Genomic DNA, 22,312 nt, shown 5'->3' with positions numbered 1-22,312 from the left:
TCGGCGCCGCCCGCACGTCGCCGGTTCCGCCGCTCAGCGCAGGTGCAGCATGTCTCGGTAGGTCGGGATCGGCCAACGGTCGTCGGGAATCACCTTTTCGAGACGATCCACCACGCGCCGCACGCGGGCCATCGCGGGGAGAATCTTCTCCCGCATGTGCACGACTTTCGAGGACACCTCTTCTCCTCCCAGCTCGGCGTTCTGCGCCTGGAGCTCCTCGAGCGCTCCCTCCAGCTCGTCCACAAGCTCCACGACCAGCTTGGCGGTCCGCGTCACCGCCGTGGCCTTGATTCCGGCCTCTTTTGCACCGCGAACCGCCTCGAGGAGCTCATTCAGGTGCCGGATCGCGGCGGTGAGGATCATGGTCCGTCCGATCGCGGCCGCGGTCTCCCCCTCGATGTTCACCGTATGAAAGTAATGGTGCAGCGCGATGTCGTAACGAGACTCGAGCTCCCGCCGGGAGAGGACGCCGAACCGCTCGAAGATCTCCGCGTTTTTGTCCTTCACGAGGTGGGGAAGGGAGTCGAGGGTCGTCCGCAGATCCAGGAGACCGCGGCGCTTTGCCTCTTCTTCCCACGCGCCCGAATATCCGTCCCCATTAAAGACGATATGGCGCACCTCTCCAGCCGCCTCGGCCAGGACCTTTCCCAATGCCACCTGGAGGCCGCTCCCGGACGCCTTCTCCGCCTCGAGCTTGTCGCAAAGCTCGTCAATGGATTCGGCGACTATCGTGTTCAGGACGGTGGCGGGAAAGGAGATGCTCTGCGAGGCCCCGAGCGCGCGAAACTCGAACTTGTTCCCGGTGAAGGCGAAGGGAGAGGTCCGATTCCGGTCCCCGGCGTGTTTCGGGAGTGCGGGAAGGACCCGGACGCCGAGCCCCAGGAGGCCCCCTCCCCGCGAAGAGGTCGCGGCCCCGGCCTCGGCGAGTTGCTCGAAGATGTCGGTGAGCTGGTCCCCGAGGAAGACCGAGAGGACCGCGGGGGGAGCCTCGTTCGCGCCGAGGCGGTGGTCGTTCCCCGCGAAGGCGACCGAGGCCCGGAGCAGGTCCTGGTGCCGCTCCACCGCGCGGAGAACGGCCGCGCAGAAAAAGAGGAACTGCATGTTTTTGTGGGGGGTGTCGCCGGGTTCGAGGAGGTTCTCCTCATCGGTCGCGAGGGACCAGTTGAGGTGTTTCCCGCTCCCGTTCACCCCCGCGAAGGGTTTCTCGTGGAGGAGGCAAACGAGCCCGAACCTTCGCGCGACTCGGCGCAACGTGGACATCGTGAGCTGCTGGTGGTCGGCAGCGAGGTTCGCCTCCTCGTATAAGAAGGCCATCTCGAACTGCCCCGGAGCGACCTCGTTGTGCCGCGTCTTCACCGGGACCCCCAAACGGTAGAGCTCCAACTCGACCGCCTGCATGTATTCGAGGATCCGCTCGGGGATCGCCCCGAAGTAGTGGTCCTCGAGCTCCTGTCCCTTGGGTGGCCGGGCACCGAAGAGCGTCCGCCCCGTGGTGACCAGGTCGGGCCTCCGATAAAAGAACTCCTGGTCCACGAGGAAAAATTCCTGCTCCGGGCCGAGCGTCGCGCGCACGCGTTTCGCCTTCACCCCGAAGAGGCGGAGAGCGCGCAGGGTCTGCTCCTCGAGGGCGTGTGTCGAGCGGAGGAGCGGGATCTTCTGATCGAGGGCGTCCCCCGACCAGGAAGAATAGGCGGTCGGGATACAAAGAGTCGCGCCCCCCGCACCTTCGATGATGAAGGCCGGCGAAGTGGGATCCCAGGCCGTGTAGCCGCGCGCTTCGAACGTCGTGCGAAGGCCGCCGGAGGGAAGGGAAGAGGCGTCGGGTTCTCCCTGGATCAGCTCCTGTCCCGAGAATAGCGTGATCGCCGGGCCGCCGTCCCCGCGTGCCGGCGTGAGGAAGGAGTCGTGTTTCTCAGCGGTCAGCCCCGTGAGCGGCTGGAACCAGTGGGAAAAGTGCGTGGCGCCCCGCTCATCGGCCCAATCCTTCATGGCGGCGGCCACCGCGTCCGCCACCGAAGAGTCAAGCTCCGATCCAGACTCAACAGTCGCCACCAGCCGCTTGAAGGTCTCCGGCGGAAGCCTCGCCTTCATCTGGGCTACCCCGAAGGTGTTCTCCCCGAAGATACGCCCAACGTCCACGGGCGCGCTCCCCGCGGGGCCCTCGGTTCGGGAGGGTGTCGGCCGGATCGCCGCGAGAGCGTCGGCCCGGCGGGTGTTTGTGTTTCGGGGCATGAATCGTCAGGTGGGGGCGGCGTACGCGTGGCCCGGTCCGTGTGAAGCCAACGCCCCGGGGGTACTCCCTTCGACCCCCGGGGCGCTCGCTCCCGCTCTCCACGGTGTTCCGGGATCCCGGAACACCGCTTCGCCTTTCCTCAGTTGTCGTAATAGAGGAAGAACTCGTGCGGATGGGGCCGGAGGCGGAGCGCCTCGACCTCGTTCTCCATCTTGTAATCGATCCAGGTCTGGATCAGATCATCGGTGAAGACGCCGCCCTGTGTGAGGAAGGCATGGTCCTTCTTGAGCGCTTCGAGCGACTCTTCAAGGCTTGCCGGTGTCTTCGGTGTCTTGTCGAGCTCCGCCTTCGTCATGTGATAGATGTCGCGATCGAGCGGCTTGCCGGGCTCGATCTTGTTGTTGATCCCGTCCATGAGCGCCATCAGCATGGCGGAGAAGGTGAGGTACCCGTTGCAGCTCGGGTCGGGGCAACGGAACTCCAGACGCTTCGACTTCGGGCTCGGCGAGTACATCGGAATCCGAACCGAGGCGGACCGATTTCGCTTGGAGAGGGCGAGGTTCACGGGCGCCTCGTACCCGGGGACCAATCGGCGATACGAATTCGACGTCGGAGCCGCGAAGGCCAGAATCGCCTTCGCGTGCTTGAGGAGCCCGCCGATCGCGTAGAGCGCCATCTGGCTCAACCCCGCGTACTCCTTCCCGGCGAAGAGAGGTTTCCCGCCCTTCCAGAGCGACATATGGGTGTGCATGCCGCTCCCATTGTCCTGGAAGATGGGCTTCGGCATGAAGGTGACCGTCTTTCCATGCCGTTTCGCAACATTCTTGATGATGTACTTGAACCACATGAACTGATCGGCCATCTGCAGAAGCGGCGAGAACTTCATGTCGATCTCACACTGTCCACCGGTGCCGACTTCGTGGTGGTGTGCCTCGACGACGATCCCGACCTTCTGCATCGCGAGGACCATCTCGGTCCGGAGGTCGTGGTACGTGTCGGTTGGCGAAACGGGGAAGTACCCACCCTTGTAGCTGGGCTTGTAGCCGAGGTTCGGCTCCTCGAAACGGGCCGTGTTCCAGGCTCCTTCCACCGAGTCGATCTCGTAGAAGCCGCGGTTCTGCGTCTGCTCGTAACGCACCTGGTCGAAGATGAAGAATTCCGGCTCGGGACCGACGAAGCAAGTGTCGGCGATCTTCGACTTCTTCAAGTGTTCGAGCGCCTTTCGCGCCACGTGGCGCGGGTCGCGCGTGTAGTCCTCGAGCGTCTCCGGGTCCGCGATGTTCGCGATGACGCTCACCGTCGGCTCGGCGAAGAAGGGATCGATCTTCGCGGTGGAAGCGTCCGGGATCGCGAGCATGTCGGACTGGTTGATCGCCTGCCACCCACGGATGGAGGATCCGTCGAATCCGACGCCCTCGTCGAAAGTCCCTTCGTCCCAAGTTTCAATCGGGTACGTGCAGTGCTGCCACGTCCCGAGCAGGTCGGTGAACTTCAGGTCCACCATGGTGGCTTTGTTCGTCTTCGCGAACTTGAAAAACTGTTCCGGGGTCATCCCTTCCTCCTCCTCTCCTGGCTCGATGGGGGAACTCGTTGCTTTTCGTCCAACCACGCCGGGCACGCCTTGAGGGCCATGCGCCGGCGCGAAACTAACCCGCGGTCACGGCCACGGGGGTGACCGCCGCTGTGTCTCGCTCTCCGGTCCGAATCCGATGGACCTGCTCGACCGGAATGACGAAGATCTTGCCATCCCCGACCTCCCCGGTGCGCGCCGAGCTCAGGACCGCATTCACGACCGTCTCCGTGAACCCTTCGGAGACGCCGATGTCGAGCATCACTTTTTCGGTGAGCTCCATCATGACCGAAGTCCCCCGGTACGTCGCCACGGAGGAGGTCTCGCCCCCATGGCCCTGAACGCGTGAGACCGTGATACCGCGCACCTCCGCTTGGAAGAGCGCCTTCAACACCTCGTTCAGCTTCTCGGGTCGGATGATGGCTCGGATCAGCTTCATGGATCTTCCCTCCGGGAATCGGTGGCTAGGACGCGTGTGACCTGGAGGCGCCTGTCCCTTCGGGCGCTCCGAATCCGTTGATCTCTTCATCGAGGATCAGAATCGCCCCGTCGCCGCTCGCGTAGGCCTCTTCGCCATGATTGAGGATGTCCATGCCGACGCCCTCTTCGCGGGAGCTCCCGCGAAGCGGCACGATGAGTCCGATCAGCTTCAGGATGATGAAGGTCATGCTCCCGCTGAAAACGAGGACGGCGAAGACCGAGAGGGCCTGCACCCCGACGGCGCCCGGATTCCCGAAGAGGAGTCCGTCGGCCGAGCCGTTCACCGTCGAGTCCGCGAAGACGCCCGTGAGGATGGCGCCCGTGATCCCGCCGACCCCGTGAGCGGCGAAGACGTCGAGCGAGTCGTCGAGCCTGCTCTGCGCGCGCCACTGGAGCGCGAAATAACTCGGCAGCGCCGCGATGGCCCCGAGAAGCAACGCCGAAACGGGTGAGATGAAGCCCGCCGCGGGAGTGATCGCCACGAGGCCGACGACGATTCCCGTCGCGATGCCGACCGCCGTGATCTTTCCGGTCCGAAAATGATCGAGGAGCGCCCAGACGACGAGGGCCGCCGCCGGCGCGAGCATGGTGTTCACGAAGGCGAGGGCCGCGATCTCGTTCGCGGCGAGCGCGCTGCCGCCGTTGAAGCCGAACCATCCGAACCAGAGGAGCCCGGCGCCGAGGAGGACGAAGGGGACGTTGTGCGGGAGGAAGGCCTGGCGTCCGAAGTCCTTTCGGCTTCCGAGCACGAGCGCCGCGACGACGGCCGCGGCGCCCGCATTCACATGGACTACCGCGCCTCCGGCGAAGTCCAACGCTCCCAGACCGCTCAGCCAACCCCCACCCCACACCCAGTGGGCGACCGGAGCGTACACCAGGAGCCCCCAGGCCGCGATGAAGAGCATGTAGGCGCCGAACCGCATGCGCCCGATCAGCGCTCCCGAGATCAGTGCGGCGGTGATGATCGCGAAGGTGGCCTGGAAAGCCATGAAGAGGATGTGAGGGATGGATCCACTCACTTCCAGCCCCACGCCGCGCAACAGGGCCATGGAAGTGTCGCCGATGAAGGCGTTCCCCTCGCCGAAGGCGAGCGAGTACCCGAGGAGCGCCCAAAGGACTCCCGCCACGCCGAGCGCGACGAAGCTCATCATCATCGTGTTGAGCGCGTTTCGGGAGCTCACTAGCCCGCCGTAGAAAAAGGCGAGGCCGGGCGTCATCAGGAGGACGAGGGCGGCCGAGATAAGGAGCCACGCCGTGTCCGCGCCGGAGATCGCGCTTTCGGCCGCGTCCTGCGCGAAGGCGGCTCCCGGCGTGACGAGAAGGAGCCCGAGACTTCCGAGGACGGCGAGTCGTGGGCCGAGGGTTGAAAACTTTCCGAGGATGCTGTGGCTCGGAGTGGAGATCGGCATGTTGGGCTCCCCAAGGTGCGGTGCTTCCGGCCGGCCGGAAGCGTATTTCCTGCGAAACGAAGGAAAGAGTATAAGGGGAGGGAGGAGCGCTCAGAAGGGGAAATCCGTGGAAAATTAGCTCAAGTATGATTAGTCTAATAATAATTATCTTACTTCAGGGTGGGGGTCGAATGTCGAAGGGTGCTGCGAGGGGGCGGTCGCGAAGGGGCGGACTCCGACGCGAAGCCGGTGGCCTCTCCGAGCCCGAGCCGCTCCTGGGGCGGGAGATGGAGCTCGGGAAGCTGGTGGCGCTCCTCGCCGGGGCCGGACCCGCCGTCGTCACGATCACCGGTGCACGCGGGCGCGGGAAGACGGCCCTCCTCCAGAGGGCGTTGAAGGGCTCCGAATCCCTCCACTTCCAGGGGGCGCCACTCACCGAGGGAGATCTTCTGGCGGATCTGGAGGAGCTCGCTCGAGCACAACTCGGAGAGGCTCCGGTCCCCCGGCGCCCCGGGGTCCTTCCGACGGGAATCACGAAGGCCGGATGGCTCTCGCTTTTGATGGGGCTGCGCGACCGCGTCGAAGATTCGGGCAAGCCCTTCACCCTGGCCCTCGACGGGATGGAGACCCTCCTTTCTTCCCATCGGCGGCTCGTACAGGAGCTATCCGACCTGGTGCAGGGGGTGCGTACCCACGGGATTCCCTTGCGTCTCGTCCTCTGCGCCCGCGCGAAGGGCACGCTCGAGCCCCTGACCGGAACTAGGGGCACGCTCGGCCCGGCGGACCTCGAGCTGGAGCTCCCGCCGCTTCCCTACCGCGTCGCGGGGTGGGGGCACGGCGCGAGGGATCCCCGGGATGCTTTTCTCCGCTGGGCAATCCTCGGCGATCACCCCGCACACCTCCGCCCGGGGGGGCCGCGCCAGGACCTCGGCGAGATGGTGGTGCGGAGGGTCCTCAAACCGCAGGGCGACCTCCACGACGAGCCGCTGCGGCGCCTGGAGGCCACCTTCCAGCGACCCGCTCGTTACGCCTCCGTCCTGCGCGCGCTCGCCGCCGGTCCCCTGGACTGGTCGGGCATTCTTGCGCGCGCCTCCGGTGTCGAGTCGGGGTCGCAGCTCGCCCCGTACCTAGGGAAGCTCGAGGAGGAGGGACTCGTCCGCGTGGACCTTCCCCTCGATGCGGCCCCCGGGAGCCGGAGCCGCCGCTATGCGCTCTCCGATCCCTTCCTTGGCTTCTGGTTCAGCTCGGTCCTTCCGCATAGGAGCCTGATCGCAAGCGAGGGTGCGCCGGCGGTCTGGCGGGATCGGATCCGCCCCGCCCTCGGCCGGCACCTTCAGGGATGGATGGAAGAGGCAGCCCGGCGGTGGCTCGCGGACCATGCGGAGGCGGCCTTCGGGGTACCGGCGAGGGAGGTCGGCGCCCTCTGGGGATCCGAAGCCGACTTTCCCGTTGCCGGCCGCCTCTCGAACGGGCAGGTCTGCTACGGACTGGTGGACTGGGAGATGCGCTTCGAGGAGCTCCCCCGCGAGATGAACCGCCGGATGGCGGAGACCCGTTACGGGATCGGGCGGCAGGCGCGCGCGGCGCTCTTTTTCCTGGCAGGGGAGGGGAGCGAGGAACTCCGCCGGACCCTCGCGCGGGAGCCCCTCGCGAGGGTTGTGGACCTGGCCCAGCTCATGGGTTCCGGATAAACTGCGCGCGATGAAGACCCTTCTCTTCCGGGCGCTCCTCGCCTTCCTCGTGGTCTCGGGGCTCCTGACCGCGACTCTCTTCGTTCGATCCGCCTTCCTGCGCCCACAAACTCTTTCGGAGGTCGCGGTTCACCCCTTCGATTTCGACGCGGCGCGTGCGCTGGACCGGCTCACCGTGGCGATCCGGATTCCACCCGAACCCACCCCGGAGGCCCCCGGATTTCCCGAATTTCTCGCGAGCGCCTTTCCCGCGGTCCACGCGGCGCTCGTGAGGGAGGCGGTCGCTCCTAGCTCCTTCCTCTACACCTGGAGTGGAACGGATCCCGAGCTCGAGCCGGTGCTCCTTGTTGCCCGGATGGGTCCCGCTCCGACGGGTCCGGGGGCGGAAGCGTGGCGCTTCCCCCCCTTCTCCGGCGAGCTCGCGGACGGTGCCGTGTGGGGTCGCGGAACACTTTCGGGGCGGGGACCCCTCGTCGCGATCTTCGAAGCATTGGACGCCCTCCTCGCGGAGGGCTTCGATCCTGCCCGCACCCTGATGGTCGCGGTCGGGGGTCCCGTGGAGGAGGAGGGGAGCGGCCTCTCGGAAGTCGCCGCGCTCCTGGAGTCGCGCGGAATCGTCGCGTTGTGGGCCCTCGGCGACGGCGGGGGGATCGCCGAGGGGCTCTTACCGGGCGTCACCGAGCCGATCGGCGTGATCGGGACGGCCGAACAGGGGGCGCTCGCGCTCCGGCTCACGGCGCGGGGAGTGGGAGGGCCCGCCTCGGCGCCCCCGCGCGGGACCGCGGCGGGGAGAATCGCGGAGGCGATCGTCCGCCTCGAGGATCCGGGGTTCACGCCGAGGATCCAGGGCCCGACCCGCCGGCTCTTTTTGGCCCTGGCCCCCCACATGGACCCGGGGACGCGGATGCTCGCCGCGAACCTCTGGTTGTTCGAGCGTCCGCTCGCGCGCGCCCTCTCGGGGAATCCCTGGCTCGGCGCCACCCTTCGTACGGTCGCCGCGCCCACCCTCCTCCGCGCGGAGGCGGACCGCGGAGCGCTCCCGTCCCACGCGACCGCCCGGCTTCGTGTGGGGATCGCGCCCTGGGATGCGCCGGACGCGGTCCTGGAGGAAATCTGGGCCCGCCTCGGGGACCTCGAGATCGAGCTTCTCCCCGAGCCGGCCGGCGCGGCCCCGATCCCTCCGTCCGCCATTTCCTCCACGGACACCGAGGGCTTCCTTCGTATCCGGGATGCGGCCCGCGCGGTATTTCCCGACCTCCTGGTCGTTCTCCCCGCCACGGTCCCCGGAGTCACGGACGTGCGCCCTTTCTCCGCGGTTGCGCGGGACAGCTACCGCTTCGTTCCCTTTCGAATGAATGCGGCCACGCTCGCGAGCTTGCGGGGCGCGAACGAGAGGATTCCGGTGACGGACTATGTGGGGATGATTCGCTTCTACGGCGAGCTCATTCGGCGGGGAACCGAGTGAGGACCCAGGCGAGGGCCAGATTCACCGGAAGGCCGAGAGCGATCACCTCCGCGTTCCCTTGCGCGAAAAGAGGCGTCAGTTGGATGACGGCGGCCCCGACGGAGAGGAGCGCGATCAGAAGGGCGAGCCGCGCTCCGGCCCCCGCCGAAGCGCAAGCCTTTCCGCGAAGGTCCCGGAGAACGAGGACGGGAAGCGCGAGGGCGAGGGGGCTCAGGTGGAAGAGGTTCCCGTTCCAGTGCACGGACACGTGGTGCGAGAACCAAAAAAGGACGAGCAGGAGCCCCAGGATCCCTGAGAAGAGCCCCCAGACGGTGACCACCGCGAAGAGGCCGGCCTTCGCCCACCGCTTCCGCCTCCAGGCCTGCCTTCCCACCCACCCGATTCCTCCCGCCGCGGCGAGCCCTGCGGCGACCCAGAGGAAGGAAAATGCGGGCGGCGCCTCCGGCTCGGCCGGCCGCGTGGCCTCGAAGAGGACCTGGCGCGGGCCGAGGAGGGGGCGCATCCCACCCTGGCCGTCCGGCCGTTGGACCTCTTCGAGGTGCTTCAGGAGTTCCACCGGGAGGAAGGCCGTCTCCCACGCGGTCAGGGGCCGGTCCACTCCGGTTCCGAACATGAACGAGATCCCCTGGTCCAGCCACACGTCATCCTGCACGAGGCGGCGAACGTGCCATCGGTAGCTGTGTGGCGTCCGGCGATCCCCGAGCGCGGCGAAGATCGCCCCCCCGAGGACGCCGTCGAGCGCGTCGCGCAGCCGCGTGGAGCAATTGTCCCGGAAGTAGTCGTAGCGGTAATTCCGGTTTTCGGGTTGAAAATTCCACCGCACGAAGGCATCGAGGGCGGCCGCATCCTCCTGGGTGAGGAGGACTTCGTTCGCAAAGACGGTCCGGTTCGCGGCCGCGTATCCCGCGAGGAAGGGTTCGAGCCGTGCCGGACCCATGCTGTACTCCATCGTGCCGCGTAGGAAGCGGGGAATGAAGGCCTCCTGCTCGAAGTCGAACAGCCCCCAGTTCCAGGCGAGGTCTTCTCCCGTCGCGCGATCCCGGATGAGGAGGGCGTTGTGTCCGAAGAGCTCCCAAACTTCCGCTCCCTGGGCCATGGTGAGGAGGAAGACCTCGTAGCGGGGCTCCGGCGGCGGCTCTTGGGCGCCCGCGATCCCCGGGGAGGCGGCCGCGAGGGCGAGCGCCGCCGCGACCAGGAGAGGCCTCATCCCTCGGGCCGCGGGGCCGGCCTCGCATGCGTCGCGACGGCGGAGAGAAAGACGTCCTTTCGAATCGGTTTCGTGAGGTGAGCGTCGCATCCCGCTTCGAGCGTCTTGCGGCGCTCATCGTCCAGCGCATGCGCCGTCAGGGCAACGATCGGAACAGCGGGGACGCCCTCCGACTTCTCCCAGCTTCGGATGCGCCGGGTCGCCTCGTAGCCGTCCATTCCCTGCATCTGGATGTCCATGAAGATCAGGTCGTACTCCGAGGGATCCCCGGTGTAGGTCCGTACGGCTTCGTCGCCGCGCGCGACGATCCGGAGGCTGTGCGGAGATCCTCCGAGGTACGCCTGGATGAGGATCTGGTTCTCCTCCGTGTCTTCGACCAGAAGGATCTTTGCTCCGGCCGTGCGCGGCAGGGGCGCACTCGATACGCCGGTCGCTCCAACCGGGAGAGCCGCCTCGCTCCCGCTTCGGCTCAGGAGCCGCCCGATCGTCTCGCGGAGCTCGGCGCGCCGAACCGGCTTCACGAGATATGCCTGGATGCCCGCCGCTCGGGCCCGTTCGATCTCGGCGGCCTGGTCCCCTCCCGAAGTCAGCATCATCAGGGTGGCTGCCGCGAGGCCCCGCTCCTTCTGGACCAGCTCGGCCACCTCGAATCCATCGATTCCCGGCATACGTCCATCGAGAAGGACGAGGTCGTACTTCTGGCCCGAGTCGCGCGCATGGCGGAGCTCGGCGAGGGCCTCCTGTCCGCCCGCAGCGGTGGTCGGCGTCGCGCCCCAGCCGCGCAGCACCTCCGTGAGGACGAGCCGGTTCGTGGCGTTGTCGTCCACGACGAGGGCGCGGAGCCCTTCAAAGGAAAGGCGTTCCGGGGCCTTAGGTCCCTGGACCTCGGGGCCCGCCTCCTTCAGCCTCACCGTGAAATAAAAGGTGCTCCCTTCACCGAGGCGGCTACGGACGCCCATCTCCCCGTGCATGAGCGCGACGAGAGCGGACGAAATCGTCAGCCCCAACCCGGATCCTCCATGCTCTCGCGTGGTGGAAGAGTCAGCTTGGGTAAATCTCTCGAAAACGGCCTCCATCCGATCTTCCGGAATCCCCGGCCCCGTGTCGGCCACCGCGAACCGGAGGACCACGTCCGTGCCCTCCTCGCCTTCGGCAGGGCGGGTGGAGCGGCTCACGCTCAAGGAAACCTCCCCCTCGCGTGTGAACTTGACCCCATTCCCGAGGAGGTTCACGAGGATCTGGCGGAGGCGGTCCGCGTCGCCGACCAGGCGGCGCGGGACCCCGGGATCGATCCGCGCGGTCAGCTCGACATCCTTCTCGTGCGCGGGAACGGCGAAAAGCTGCACCGTGTGCTCGACGAGCTCCCACACCGAGAAAGGGCGCTCGTCCAACTCGAAATGTCCCGCCTCGATCTTCGAGAGATCCAGAATCTGATTGATGAGGGTGAGGAGGGTATCGCCCGCGGTCGTGAAGATGCGCACGTACTCCCGCTGAGTCTGCGAGAGATCGGTCTCGGCGAGGAGTTCCGCCATCCCGATGATCGCGTTCATCGGGGTCCGGATTTCATGGCTCATGGTGGCGAGGAACTCGCTCTTCGCCCGATTCGCTTGCTCCGCCGCCGCGCGCGCGTGCTCCAGGGCCAACTCCGTCTCCTTGAGGCGGGAGATGTCGGAGTACAGGATTGCGACCACGTCGTGGAGCCCGGCGATCGGGCTCGCGAGGACGCGCACCTGAATCAACGAGCCGTCCTTCCGACGCCTGCGCGTGTCGCGAACGCTCCCGCCCGCGTCGAAAAGCTCCCGGACTTCCCGCCGCGCCTCGTCGCGGCCTTCCTCCGGGACGGCGAGCTCGAAGAGATCGTGGCCGAGGACCTCTTCCGGCTCCCATCCGAAGGTCTCGGTGAATCCGCGGTTGAGTGCGAGGACGCAACCGTCGCGTTTCATCGCGACGACGGCGTCGGGAAGGGATTGGAGGAGCGCAATTAGAAAGGCGCGCTCCCGCCCGGCCTTCTCGTCGTGGTGCTTGAGATCCGCGGCGATGGTGAGCTCGTGGCGGAGCGCGCGGTGACTCTGCCGGAGGAGGGTTTGCACCCACACGCCGAACAAAATCATCAGGCCCGCGCCGAGCAAGTGGACCTGGGTCTGGCCGTGCCAAAGGATGCCGATGACCAGGCCCGTGACGAGAGGGATCTCGAAGCGTCGAAAGCTCGCGGGATCGGGGGCGAGGGTGACCGCGGAGGCGGCGACCATGCCGGTCAGGGCGACTAGGATCAGGAAGAGCCGCTCGATCGGAAGGCCTCGTCCGAGAAATGCGATCCCCCCACCCCAGACCAGCCCCGAGATCAGGACCGACCACTGGAAGGCGGCGACGCATCCCCGGACCCCGGTCCCTTGTCTCGCGAGCCAGCCGGGGAGACCGGAGCGGATGGCGGCGGAAGCGACGAGCATGGCCGCCCACGCCGCGAGCGCCCCGGGGGGAAGCTGGCTCCAGGAGATGGCGACGACGACTGCGACGAAGAGAAGTTGCGCGACGAAGACGGCACGCGCGGGATTCAGTAGGCGGCGGGCGAGCCGCTCGTCAATCCATGCCTCGATGCCGCGCGGAAAGGAGCCGGTGCCCTCGATCTCGCGGGTAACCCATCCGACGAGCGCTTCGCCCCAGCGGTCGGGGTCGCCGGAGGGGACGGATCCTCGGTCTTCGCTCGTCTCTTCGGGCACCGCTCGTCCGGGTCGGGGGTGTGGCCGTTCGGGTCCGGAGGGACGTTAGAACAGGGCGGAAGCGGCGGCAACAAGGTGCGCGAGGCGTGTTATCTTCTCACACACCATGAGCGAACTGAATCCCGCGCGCCAAACCTTCGCGGGCGTGCACGAAAAGGCGCTCGCCGCCCTCGTCTACGGCCTCTCCGCCGCGGTCTGCCTTCTCGTCCTCGTCCTGGTCGCCTTTCCGCGCGTTCTCGAAGTCGAGGGGCTCGACGTCTCCGCTCTTCCGGCTTTCCACGCCCTAATGAACGGCGCGACGGCCCTCCTCCTCCTTGCCGGGTATGTGGCGATCCGCGCCCGCCGGATCCCCTGGCACCGGGCGGCGATGGTCTCGGCTTTCACCCTCTCCTGCGTTTTCCTCATCTCGTACATCATTTATCACTCGCAGGCGCCGGAGTCGAGCTTTGGGGGCGAGGGATGGGTCCGGCCGGCATACTTCGTGATCCTGACCAGCCACATCGCACTTGCGCCCGTCGTCCTCCCCCTGGCGCTTTTTTCCGTGATTCGGGCATTGCGCGGGGAATTCGTTCGCCACCGCCGGGTGGCGCGCTGGACCTTTCCCCTCTGGCTCTACGTCGCCGTGACCGGCGTCGTCGTCTTTTTAATGATGGCCCCGTATTACGCGAGCTGAGCCGGCCGGTTCTTCATCTCACGAAAGCCGATGAGCCGGCGCGCATCCTCGTCCCAGAGGGTGAGCCGGAAAAGCCTCCAGCCGTCGAGGATTCCGATGCGGGTCGCGACCTGCAGCTCTGGCGTCCCGTCGAGACACTCCTGGAGGCGGTAGTTGGGGACTCGTGCGCTCAGGTGGTGCACATGGTGCAAACCGATGGAAGCGGTGATCCACTGGAGGGGGCGGGGGAGAACGAGGTGTGAGCTTCCCCGGATCGAGGCTTCCACGAAGTCCCACTCCTCGTGGCGGTGCCAGTACGTCTCTTCGAACTGGTGCTGCACGTAGAAGAGCCACACGCCCGTCGCGCATGTGATCAGGGTGACCGGGGCCTGGACCATAAGGAAACGGTCCAGCCCGATCGTGAGCCAGGCGGTGATGAGAATCCCTCCCAGCGCCGCGTTCGTCCACCAGACGCTAGCCCACGCCTGCTTCCAATCCCGCGGAACGTCGGAGGGGTAGCGGTGCTTGATGAGAAAGTGGTAGAGGCCGCCGACGCCCAGAAGGATGAGCGGATGCCGGTAGACCCGGTACCCTAAGCGCTTGAGCGGGGAGAGCGCCTCGTACTCCCGCACCGTGAGCGTATCCACGTCGCCGAATCCCCGAAAGTCGAGGTCCCCGGAATGGGCGTGGTGGTGGGCGTGGGTGCGCCGCCAGTAATGGTACGGGGTGAGGGTGAGCACCCCGATGACGAATCCGACCGTATCGCGCGCCCAGCGGGACCTGAAATAGGAACCATGCCCGCAGTCGTGCTGGATCATGAAGAGCCGGACCAGGAACCCCGACGCGGGGATCGCGAGGAGGAGGGTGAGCGCGTAACTCACTTCGAGGCTCCAGAGCATCGCGAGCCAGAGGAGGACGAAACCGGCCGCCGTCACCGCGAGCTGGCGTACGCTCCGAATCGTGTCCGGTCCCCGGAAGGGGGCTAGGCGTCGGTTCCACTCCGCCAACGCGGAGCCGGTCTCGGTCGTGGATGGTTCCAGAAAGCTCTCCGGGGAGAAGGGCATGACGCTGAAAAATAGGCCCGGGGCGCGGGCCTCGACAGCCCCCGGCCCTCCAACTAACGTCTGGATTCACGTGCGCGGGTGATAGGATCTCCCCGTCGCCAAGAGGAGTCGTGCCCCAAGACCATGGAAAAAAGCTCCACCCCCCCGCTCCGCTTCGACACCCTCCAGCTCCACGCCGGGCAGGGAGGCCCGGATCCCGCTACGGGGGCCCGGGCGGTGCCGATCTATGCGACCTCGAGCTATGTCTTCGAGGACGCGGACCACGCCGCTCAACTCTTCGCGGGGCTAGGGGACGGGAACCAATACGGGCGGATGGACAACCCGACGGTCCAGGTCTTCGTGGACCGGATCGTGGCGCTGGAAGGGGGGAAGGGGGGAGTCGCTTTCTCCTCCGGGCAGGCGGCCACGACGGCGACGCTTCTCGCCCTCGCCGAACCCGGGAAACACGTCGTCTTTTCCCGCGAGATGTTCGGGGGGACGTACGCCGTCGCGCGGAAGATCCTGGAGCCGTGGGGAGTATCGTGGGACGCCGTGGATCAGACCGTCGAGGCGGTGGAGGCGGCGATTCGCGACGAGACCGTGGCAGTCTGGGTGGAGAACATTGCCAATCCCACTTGCACCGTTCCGGACATTCCGGCGATCGCCGCGCTCTGTAAGACCCGGAAGATCCCCTTCGTCGTGGACAACACCTGGGGATGCGCGGGTTACCTCTGCCGCCCGCTCGAGATGGGGGCGAACATCGTCGTTCATTCCGCCACCAAATGGATCGGAGGCCACGGGACCTTCATCGGGGGAGCGCTCGTGGACGGGGGGACATTCGACTGGGACCATCCCAACTTCCCCGCCTTCTCCAGGCTCGACTCCCGCGGGCGGAGCTATATTGCCCGGGAAGGAGATCTCGCGTTTCGGCTCCGGGCGCACGATCTCGGACTCTTCGTCATGGGGATGACCCTCTCCCCCCAGACCGCGTTCCTGGGGCTCCAGGGGCTCGAGACGTTATCCATCCGGGTCCAGCGGGAGTGCGATTCCGCCCTCGCCCTGGCCCGCTGGCTGGAGGCCCATCCGGCGGTCGCACGGGTGCATTACCCTGGATTGGAAAGTCATCCTTCACATGCGGTTGCGAAGCGTGTCCTCAGAAACGGCTTCGGGGGGGTCCTCTCTTTCGAGACGAAGGACGAGGAGGGAGCCAAGCACTTCGTGAACCGGGTGAAGATCGCCTCGCACCTCGCAAATATCGGGGACGCCCGAACGGTGGTGATCCTTCCTTGGTTCACCACGCATTCGGCCTTGGAAGAGAGCGTGCGGCGGTCCGCCGGGATCACTCCACAACTCGTCCGTCTGAGCGCAGGGCTCGAAGACCTCGAAGATCTCATGGCCGATCTGGACCAGGCCCTCCGACGCTGAGGGTGCCCAGGCCGGGTCGTTCCCCGGTGATCAGGCGGATCCCGCGCTGGTAGGTGAGATAGGCCCACGCCCACTGCATCATGACCAGAACGCGGTTCCGGAATCCGATCAGGTAGAGGATGTGGACGACCACCCAGATCGTCCACGCGAGGAACCCGGAGAGATGGAGTCCCCCGATCCGCGCCACGGCGGCCGCCCGCCCGATCGTCGCCAGGTCGCCTTTGTCCACGTACCGAAAGGGCCTTCTCGGGCGTCCCTCGAGGTCCCCCCGAATCGTGCGGGCCGCGTGGCGTCCCATCTGCATCGCGCCTTGCGCGACACCCGGGACGGGCGCGCCGTCTTCGCGGTTCAGCGTCGCGAGGTCCCCGATCACCAGGACTTCCGGGTGCCCTGGAATCGAACAATCCGGCTCGACCTTCACCCGTCCCGCGCGGTCGCGCTCCACGCCGAGGGACGCCCCGAGGGGCGACGCGGCCACCCCGGCCGCCCAGAACACGTTGTGCGCCGCGATCCGGTCCTCGCCGATCATCACGCAGTCCGGTCGGATCTGTGTCACGAGGGCGCGGGTGCGGACCTCGACGCCCAGGCGCTCGAGCTGACGTCGCGCCTTCTCGGAGAGATCGGGGGGGTAGGTCGGAAGGACACGATCCATCCCTTCGAGGAGGAGGATTCGCGCGGAGGTCGTATCAATCGCGCGGAACTCGGAAGGCATCGCCCGCCGGGCGATCTCCGCCATGGCTCCCGCGAGCTCGACCCCGGTGGGGCCTCCGCCGACGATGATGAAGGTGAGGAGCCGCTTGCGTGCCTCCCGGTCCGCTTCCCGCTCCGCCGCCTCGAAGGCGAGGAGAAAACGCCGTCGGATCTCCGTCGCGTCCTCGACCGACTTGAGTCCGGGGGCCTCCGCCTCCCAATCGTCGCGCCCGAAGTATGCGTGCGTCGCCCCGGTCGCGAGGACGAGATAGTCGTACCCGGCGCGCGCCCCGTCGGCGAGGCAGAGTTCCCGTCGCGTCGGATCCACCTTCGCGACCTCCCCCATCCAGACCTGTGTGTTTTTCTGATGCCGCAGGATCATTCGAATTGGGCTCGCAATGTCCGCCGGGGAGAGGGAGGCGGTCGCGACCTGATAGAGAAGGGGCTGGAAGAGGTGGAAATTCCGGCGGTCGATGACCGTCACCCGCACGGGGGCTTTCGCCAGAGCCCGCGCGCAGTAGAGGCCGCCGAAGCCTCCGCCGACGATCACGACATGAGGCGGAGCCGCCATCGGTTATGGGACGCGTTCCACTTCCACCGTATAACTTCCGCGCGCTCCGGCCCCGTAGGACCGAGCGCGAATCAGGTATTCGCCGTCCTCGGGGAGGGTGAAGTCGATCTCCGAATCCAGGGTCCCGCCCGGTCCGTCGTCGTTGAAGACGATCTCCTCGAAGACCCCGTCGCCGCTTTCTTTTCCGAGGACGAGATAGGAATCGATTTCCGTCGAGATCATGGAGATGCGAATCCTCTCGCCCGCGCTCCCGGCGTAAGTCCACTCCTGGTAGTGAATGTCCGCATCGAGAAGCGCGTCCTCGGCCGTCAGCGCCGAGGTCACCAGTTCGCCGGCTAAAATGGGCCGACGGGCGGCCGCGGTGGGTGTGAAGGGCCGCGCAGTGAGGGTATAGGCTCCGAGGGCGTCCTCGCTCAGCGGTCGCGCGCGAATCCCGAAGCGGCCGTCGTGGGAGAGCTCGACCCTCAGCGAGGCGTTCAGGTTTCCTCCCCCGTCGTCGTCCGTGTGGGTGACCTGAATCCCATCTCCGGACATGGGACCGAACTCGAGGTAGGCATCGAAGTCGGCCGACTCGACGGTGATCACATAATTCTCGCCGCCCCGGCCCTCAAAGGTCCAGAGGTCGTATGGGAATTCCTCGTCGAAGTCGGAAAAGTAGACACTCGAGTTCTCGGTCAGGCGCCCTTCGATGGGATCGCCGACGACGAGAGGACGGGGAGGCTGGGACGGGGGAAGCACCCTCTCTTCAAGCGAGAGTGTAAACGCTCCTCCCGTGCGCGCTTCGTATGCCTGGGCGATGAGGAGGTAGGTGCCTCCCTCCTCGATCCTGAATCGGAGGCGTGCATCCGTGTCCGTCCCTCCGTCGTCATCTTCCTTCAGGAACTCGGTCACCCCGCCCGCCGGGCGAGCGAAAATCAGATATCCGTCGAAATCGAAGGAGCGCAGCTCCGCCGAATACCGGGTCCCAGCCTCTGCCTCAAAGCGATATACCATGAAAGGCCCGCGCTCCCCGATCGTGGGGCCGCCCGTTCCCAGGAACGCATCCACCGTCTGCCCCACTCGAATTTCCGGAAAGTCGGGAGCCTGCCCCCGGGCAGCTTGGGGGTAGGGGGCGAGGGTGAGAATGAGAAGGGAACCCATGGTAGTGAGAGTGGAAGCGGTCATGGGCGGTTTCCTGGAGGCGGAGGCGGACGGAATCGGCTGGGATACACTTCCACCCAACAAACTATCCCTCAGACCGTCTCCTCGCCGCGCAGGAGCTCGGCAACCTCCGCACTCTCCGGACTTGTAAGAAGGTCCGCCGTGGGCCCCGCGGCAACGACGCGCCCCCGGTCGAGAAGGACGAGGTCATCGGAGAGCTGCCGTACGTCCGGGAGCGAGTGGGTGACGAGGATCATCGGCACCTCGGCCTGGCGCTGAATCGAGCGGAGGCTGCGGCGGAGCGCCGCGCGAACGCGGAAGTCGAGCGCGGCGAAAGGTTCGTCGAGGAGTAGGAGGGCCGGCTCGGGGGCGAGGGCGCGCGCCAGGGCGACGCGCTGGCGTTCCCCTCCCGAGAGTGACTTCACCGGCCGGCCTTCGAATCCATCGAGTTCGACGAGAGCGAGGAGCTCCCGCACCCGCGCTTCCCGTTCTTCGCGAGGCCTGCCGGCCAGCCCGAACGCGATGTTCGACTCGACGTCGAGATGCGGAAAGAGAGCGTAGTCCTGGAAGACGTAGCCGACCCTTCGCTCGCGCGGACGGAGATCGATGCGAGCTTCCCGGTCGAAGAGGACGCGTCCGTCCAAGGCGATGCGCCCCGCCTCCGCGCGCTCGAGTCCTGCAACGTGGCGAAGGGTCAGCGTCTTTCCCGCGCCAGAGGGGCCGAAGAGGGCGGTGATCCCACCCGCCGCGTGAAAGGCGACGTCGAGGACGAAGGCGTCAGCGCTCGTGCGAAGGGCGACGTCGAGGCTCACCATCCGGCTCCGCGTCCCAACCGCGTGATGAGGAGGAGGACGACGGTCGTTGTCAGCGTGAGGAGGAGGGCCATCCCGTTCGCGTCGTCCATCCGTCCCGCCTGGACGGCATCATAGATCGCGATGCTTGCGGTCCGGGTGGAGCCGGGAATGCTCCCGGCCACCATGACCGTGGCTCCGAATTCGCCCACTGCGCGGGCGAAGGTGAGGGCCGTCCCCGCCACGATCCCGCGCCAGGCGAGCGGGAGAGTCACGGTGAAGGCGATCGCCCACTCGGATCTTCCCAGGGTACGCGCGGCCTCCTCGTAAACCTGGTCCACCTGTTCGAATCCCGCGCGGGCGGCGAGGACGAGGAAGGGAACCGAAGCGACGAATGCCGCAAGGACGGCGGCGGCCGGAGTGAAGACCAGGCGGTCCACGCCAAGGGTCGCCGCGGCCCGGCCGACGACTCCTTCGCGGCCGATGACGACCAGGAGGTAGTAACCGAGAACGGTAGGAGGAAGGACCATCGGGAGCAGGACGAGCACGGTGCACAGGTCGCGTCCGGGAAACTTCTTGCGCGCTAGGACCCACGCCAGCGGCAGCCCGACGAGAAGCGCCAGGACGGTGGCCTGGACCGCGATCTGGAACGAGAGGAAAAGCGGACCCGAGGTCATCATGCGGATCAGGGCGCGGGGGGCGGCTCGAATCCGAAGCGGGCCATGATCTCTTGCCCTTCGGGCGAAAGAACGAGGTCCAGAAACGCCTGCGCGAATTCGGGGCGCCTGCTTCCCGTCACGACGCCGGCTGCCTGTCGGAGCGGGGCATGGAGTTCGGAGCCGACCAGCGCGTAGGGCACGGGGCCGCCCGGCGCACCCATCACGAGACCGAGGGCCACGATCCCCGCGTCCGCGTTTCCGGTCCGCACCAGCTGGTAGGCCTGGGAGATGTTCTCACCCAGGACCAGGCGAGGCTGAATCCAGTCCCAGAGCCCCGCCCGTTCCAGCGCGTCTCGCGCAGCGATTCCGTACGGGGCATGCTCCGGATTCGCGATCGCCACAATCTCGAAGCCCGGCGCCGCCAGGGAGGTGACCTTCGAGGGTGTGTCTCGCCCGGGGGGAGCGACGAGGACGAGGCGACCCAGCGCGTAAATTCGGCGCGTATCCGGATCCACTCGTCCGGCCACGATCAGCTCCTCGAGGAAGCTCTCATTGGCCGCGAAGAAGAGGTCTCCCGGAGCACCGTTTCGAATCTGGGTCGCGAGATTCCCTGTCGAGCCCAGCACCAGGCTTACCCGCTCACCGGTGTGCGCCTCGAAGAGGGGAAGGATTTCCTCGAATGCCGCCTGAAGGTCCGACGCCGCGAGGACGAGGAGGGGAGCCGCGTCATCCTTGGTCTCCCCTGCGCATCCCGCGAGTGCCAGCGCAATTCCAAGTGCGGCTTGGACCCGTCGCGTCCTGCACTTCCTTTCCTCTCGGCGGATCACGCCACCCGCCCCATTTCCGATGCGTCGTATCCACCGAGCTCCTCCACCTGACTTCGCACGCGAGGGAGCAGGAGGACCGAGAGAAGTGCGTCCACGGCGGGAAGGCCCAAGAGATGCTCGGGAATCGCGAGCTCGTAGGGTTCCTCCGCGAGGGTGACCGCAGCCAGGCCCCGCGCCCGCGCGGAGGCGCGCACGGCGATTCCCGCGTCCGCCGTCCCTGCCGCGACCGCCGCGACCACTTCATCATGACCGCGCGCGGTAGTCTCGCGGTAACCGCCGATGCTCGTCCCGGCGATCCCGGCTGCGCGAAGTCGCGAGTCGAGAAGCGTGCGCGCGCCCGAGCCGGGCTCGCGATTGACGAGCCGGAGGTCCGGACGGACGAGGTCTTCGATTCCGGCAATCCCGAGAGGATTCCCACCGGCCGCCACGAGCGTCTGTTCCCACACCGCGAACCCGATGCGGGCCGTGGCGAAGGGGACGAATCGCTGGATTGCCGAATCGTTGTCGAGCCCCGAGTCGCGGTCGCGGAGGTGGACTCCAGCCACATGCACGACGCCGCGCGCGAGCGCCTTCAGCGCGGCTTCGCTTCCCGTCGGAACCCAGAGCACATCCAGGCCGCGATCCGAGAGCTCGCGCATCACGAGCCCGAAAGCCGGGTCGCATCCCGCGACGATCAGGTCCGGCGCGGAGCGCCGTTCCGGAAGGGTCCTGACGCGGAGCTCGTCGCCGTGACGCGATGAGACGACCCCGTCCGCGGAAAGTCCGGCGTGGACACCCCCTGCCTCGAGGCCGTATGCGACCGTGCGGTCGCCCATTCGGACGAGGCGCACTCGTCCCGTCGGCGAGGGGCCGATTCCCGCCTCGGTCGCCCGGATCTCCCCCGGCTTGTCCTCGGCGAGGCGGAAGAGGCGCTCCACTGGGAGCCCCAGGGCGCGCGCGAGGCGAAGGGCGACCTCCGTGGACGGGACGGATTTCCCCGACTCGATTGCCGCGTAACTCTGCCGCGAGATCCCGGCCATCTCCGCAATGCGGGATTGCGACCAGCCGCAGGCGTTTCGGAGCTTGCCGAGGTCGGACTGAAGGGGTGACGACATGTGAGGACTGTAATGTTTACCTGCAGTGATGTCAATAAAACTTGACGGCTCGGACCGGCGTCCCTATCATCGCCGTCCTCGACGGTGGAGCGGCGTGTTTCTCGTGAATGGTTCGAACGGGGAACCGCTCACTCGAGACCAGGGGCCCTTCCGGATCGCTGTGCCGAGAGGGACGCGACACGCGCGGTGGGTGAGGCAGGTGACGGAACTGAGGTTGCGGCTGGTCTCGAGCGCGATGCAGCGGTCCCGGTCAGTCGTGGTCGGGGTCAACTTCCGGGTCAGCTTCCTATCCGTCGCGCCACGCTGTCTCGGGCTTCCAACCAGCCGTCCCATCCAGCCATGGACCACTTCCGGGTGTGCCAAGTCCACGAGGTCCGAGAGATCCCCATGGAACACGTTTGGAGGCGGCTCCCGGCCCCCGTGAGGCGCGATTGCCGAGCTCGGCAATATCGAGGTTGCGACACCCCGAGTTCGAGTCTCTCGCAGACTCCCGAGAAGCCCACAAATACCCCCGTATATTGGAGAGAACTCGTTGCCTTTCCTGGAGATAAAGGGGGAATTCGATGTGTGGATTTCAGGTGGCAAAGCTCCCGGATCCCGATGTCGTGGAGGCGCTCGGGGACGAGATCGCGACACTCGCGGCGCACATCCATGCGGCGACCCACCGTC

17 protein-coding genes are annotated in these 22,312 nt (G+C 66.9%); 4 read left to right on the top strand and 13 right to left on the bottom strand.

The window, feature by feature from the left end; translation table 11 throughout:
• Positions 1-33: 33 nt before the first annotated feature.
• From WEG36_01545 to WEG36_01530, 4 genes are all read right to left on the bottom strand, one after another.
• Positions 34-2,232, bottom strand: coding sequence for a glutamine synthetase III (locus WEG36_01545; protein MEX1256277.1), 2,199 nt, complete (start codon positions 2,230-2,232; stop codon positions 34-36).
• A 140-nt stretch (positions 2,233-2,372) separates the two neighbouring features.
• Positions 2,373-3,785 (bottom strand): type I glutamate--ammonia ligase, encoded by a 1,413-nt coding sequence (gene glnA, locus WEG36_01540; protein MEX1256276.1) that lies wholly within the window; start codon positions 3,783-3,785, stop codon positions 2,373-2,375.
• Between the two features lie 94 nt (positions 3,786-3,879).
• The gene (locus tag WEG36_01535) at positions 3,880-4,242 is read right to left on the bottom strand and encodes a P-II family nitrogen regulator (GenBank protein MEX1256275.1); all 363 of its coding nucleotides are present in this window, start codon (positions 4,240-4,242) and stop codon (positions 3,880-3,882) included.
• A 25-nt stretch (positions 4,243-4,267) separates the two neighbouring features.
• Positions 4,268-5,692: an ammonium transporter gene (locus WEG36_01530; GenBank protein MEX1256274.1), complete on the bottom strand. Its 1,425-nt coding sequence runs from the start codon at positions 5,690-5,692 to the stop codon at positions 4,268-4,270.
• Positions 5,693-5,862: 170 nt separating this feature from the next.
• Here WEG36_01530 and WEG36_01525 point away from each other — a divergent pair, with 170 nt between their 5' ends.
• Both WEG36_01525 and WEG36_01520 read left to right on the top strand, forming a co-directional pair.
• A complete protein-coding gene (locus WEG36_01525) occupies positions 5,863-7,362 on the top strand; it encodes a hypothetical protein (protein ID MEX1256273.1) in 1,500 nt (499 codons plus the stop codon).
• Between the two features lie 10 nt (positions 7,363-7,372).
• Positions 7,373-8,827, top strand: coding sequence for a M20/M25/M40 family metallo-hydrolase (locus WEG36_01520; GenBank protein ID MEX1256272.1), 1,455 nt, complete (start codon positions 7,373-7,375; stop codon positions 8,825-8,827).
• Here the strand turns inward: WEG36_01520 and WEG36_01515 are convergent.
• Both WEG36_01515 and WEG36_01510 read right to left on the bottom strand, forming a co-directional pair.
• The gene (locus WEG36_01515; protein ID MEX1256271.1) at positions 8,805-10,034 is read right to left on the bottom strand and encodes a DUF4105 domain-containing protein; all 1,230 of its coding nucleotides are present in this window, start codon (positions 10,032-10,034) and stop codon (positions 8,805-8,807) included. The genes WEG36_01520 and WEG36_01515 overlap by 23 nt on opposite strands.
• The gene (locus WEG36_01510) at positions 10,031-12,751 is read right to left on the bottom strand and encodes a response regulator (GenBank protein MEX1256270.1); all 2,721 of its coding nucleotides are present in this window, start codon (positions 12,749-12,751) and stop codon (positions 10,031-10,033) included. Before WEG36_01510 ends, WEG36_01515 begins: the two co-directional genes overlap by 4 nt.
• Positions 12,752-12,857: 106 nt before the next feature.
• Between WEG36_01510 and WEG36_01505 the strand changes: the two genes are divergently transcribed.
• A complete protein-coding gene (locus WEG36_01505) occupies positions 12,858-13,424 on the top strand; it encodes a DUF420 domain-containing protein (protein ID MEX1256269.1) in 567 nt (188 codons plus the stop codon).
• Here the strand turns inward: WEG36_01505 and WEG36_01500 are convergent.
• Complete coding sequence (locus tag WEG36_01500) at positions 13,412-14,410, bottom strand: fatty acid desaturase (GenBank protein MEX1256268.1); 999 nt, start codon at positions 14,408-14,410, stop codon at positions 13,412-13,414. The two genes, WEG36_01505 and WEG36_01500, sit on opposite strands and share 13 nt — an antisense overlap.
• A 180-nt stretch (positions 14,411-14,590) precedes the next feature.
• Here WEG36_01500 and WEG36_01495 point away from each other — a divergent pair, with 180 nt between their 5' ends.
• Positions 14,591-15,871 carry an aminotransferase class I/II-fold pyridoxal phosphate-dependent enzyme gene (locus WEG36_01495; protein ID MEX1256267.1) on the top strand — a complete coding sequence of 427 codons (1,281 nt, stop codon included), beginning with the start codon at positions 14,591-14,593 and terminating at the stop codon, positions 15,869-15,871.
• Here the strand turns inward: WEG36_01495 and WEG36_01490 are convergent.
• The 6 genes from WEG36_01490 to WEG36_01465 all read right to left on the bottom strand — a co-directional run bounded on the left by WEG36_01490 (position 15,837) and on the right by WEG36_01465 (position 21,643).
• Positions 15,837-17,132, bottom strand: a complete 1,296-nt coding sequence (locus tag WEG36_01490) for an NAD(P)/FAD-dependent oxidoreductase (protein MEX1256266.1) — start codon at positions 17,130-17,132, stop codon at positions 15,837-15,839. The genes WEG36_01495 and WEG36_01490 overlap by 35 nt on opposite strands.
• Before the next feature lie 3 nt (positions 17,133-17,135).
• On the bottom strand, positions 17,136-18,296 hold the full coding sequence (locus tag WEG36_01485; GenBank protein MEX1256265.1) for a hypothetical protein: 1,161 nt from the start codon (positions 18,294-18,296) through the stop codon (positions 17,136-17,138).
• 68 nt (positions 18,297-18,364) lie between these two features.
• Positions 18,365-19,087, bottom strand: a complete 723-nt coding sequence (locus tag WEG36_01480; protein MEX1256264.1) for an ATP-binding cassette domain-containing protein — start codon at positions 19,085-19,087, stop codon at positions 18,365-18,367.
• Complete coding sequence (gene modB / locus WEG36_01475) at positions 19,081-19,743, bottom strand: molybdate ABC transporter permease subunit (protein ID MEX1256263.1); 663 nt, start codon at positions 19,741-19,743, stop codon at positions 19,081-19,083. Before modB ends, WEG36_01480 begins: the two co-directional genes overlap by 7 nt.
• A gap of 5 nt (positions 19,744-19,748) precedes the next feature.
• Positions 19,749-20,549, bottom strand: coding sequence for a molybdate ABC transporter substrate-binding protein (gene modA, locus WEG36_01470; protein ID MEX1256262.1), 801 nt, complete (start codon positions 20,547-20,549; stop codon positions 19,749-19,751).
• Positions 20,546-21,643 carry a substrate-binding domain-containing protein gene (locus WEG36_01465; protein MEX1256261.1) on the bottom strand — a complete coding sequence of 366 codons (1,098 nt, stop codon included), beginning with the start codon at positions 21,641-21,643 and terminating at the stop codon, positions 20,546-20,548. The genes modA and WEG36_01465 overlap by 4 nt, the downstream gene beginning before the upstream one ends.
• Positions 21,644-22,312 lie beyond the last annotated feature (669 nt).

Source organism: Gemmatimonadota bacterium (genome assembly GCA_040882465.1).
GTDB lineage: Bacteria > Gemmatimonadota > Gemmatimonadetes > Longimicrobiales > Gaopeijiaceae > JBBEBG01.
The sequence above is the reverse complement of the archived record's forward strand: the minus strand, read 5'-3'. Positions and strand labels throughout refer to the sequence as shown.

What these genes read in the sequence shown, in the direction of transcription:
- WEG36_01545 (MEX1256277.1), bottom strand. Translation starts at nt 2,232, where the DNA reads ATGCCCCGAAACACAAACACCCGCCGGGCCGACGCTCTCGCGGCGATC.
- glnA (MEX1256276.1), bottom strand. Translation starts at nt 3,785, where the DNA reads ATGACCCCGGAACAGTTTTTCAAGTTCGCGAAGACGAACAAAGCCACC.
- WEG36_01535 (MEX1256275.1), bottom strand. Translation starts at nt 4,242, where the DNA reads ATGAAGCTGATCCGAGCCATCATCCGACCCGAGAAGCTGAACGAGGTG.
- WEG36_01530 (MEX1256274.1), bottom strand. Translation starts at nt 5,692, where the DNA reads ATGCCGATCTCCACTCCGAGCCACAGCATCCTCGGAAAGTTTTCAACC.
- WEG36_01525 (MEX1256273.1), top strand. Translation starts at nt 5,863, where the DNA reads ATGTCGAAGGGTGCTGCGAGGGGGCGGTCGCGAAGGGGCGGACTCCGA.
- WEG36_01520 (MEX1256272.1), top strand. Translation starts at nt 7,373, where the DNA reads ATGAAGACCCTTCTCTTCCGGGCGCTCCTCGCCTTCCTCGTGGTCTCG.
- WEG36_01515 (MEX1256271.1), bottom strand. Translation starts at nt 10,034, where the DNA reads ATGAGGCCTCTCCTGGTCGCGGCGGCGCTCGCCCTCGCGGCCGCCTCC.
- WEG36_01505 (MEX1256269.1), top strand. Translation starts at nt 12,858, where the DNA reads ATGAGCGAACTGAATCCCGCGCGCCAAACCTTCGCGGGCGTGCACGAA.
- WEG36_01495 (MEX1256267.1), top strand. Translation starts at nt 14,591, where the DNA reads ATGGAAAAAAGCTCCACCCCCCCGCTCCGCTTCGACACCCTCCAGCTC.
- WEG36_01490 (MEX1256266.1), bottom strand. Translation starts at nt 17,132, where the DNA reads ATGGCGGCTCCGCCTCATGTCGTGATCGTCGGCGGAGGCTTCGGCGGC.
- WEG36_01485 (MEX1256265.1), bottom strand. Translation starts at nt 18,296, where the DNA reads ATGACCGCTTCCACTCTCACTACCATGGGTTCCCTTCTCATTCTCACC.
- WEG36_01480 (MEX1256264.1), bottom strand. Translation starts at nt 19,087, where the DNA reads ATGGTGAGCCTCGACGTCGCCCTTCGCACGAGCGCTGACGCCTTCGTC.
- modB (MEX1256263.1), bottom strand. Translation starts at nt 19,743, where the DNA reads ATGATGACCTCGGGTCCGCTTTTCCTCTCGTTCCAGATCGCGGTCCAG.
- WEG36_01465 (MEX1256261.1), bottom strand. Translation starts at nt 21,643, where the DNA reads ATGTCGTCACCCCTTCAGTCCGACCTCGGCAAGCTCCGAAACGCCTGC.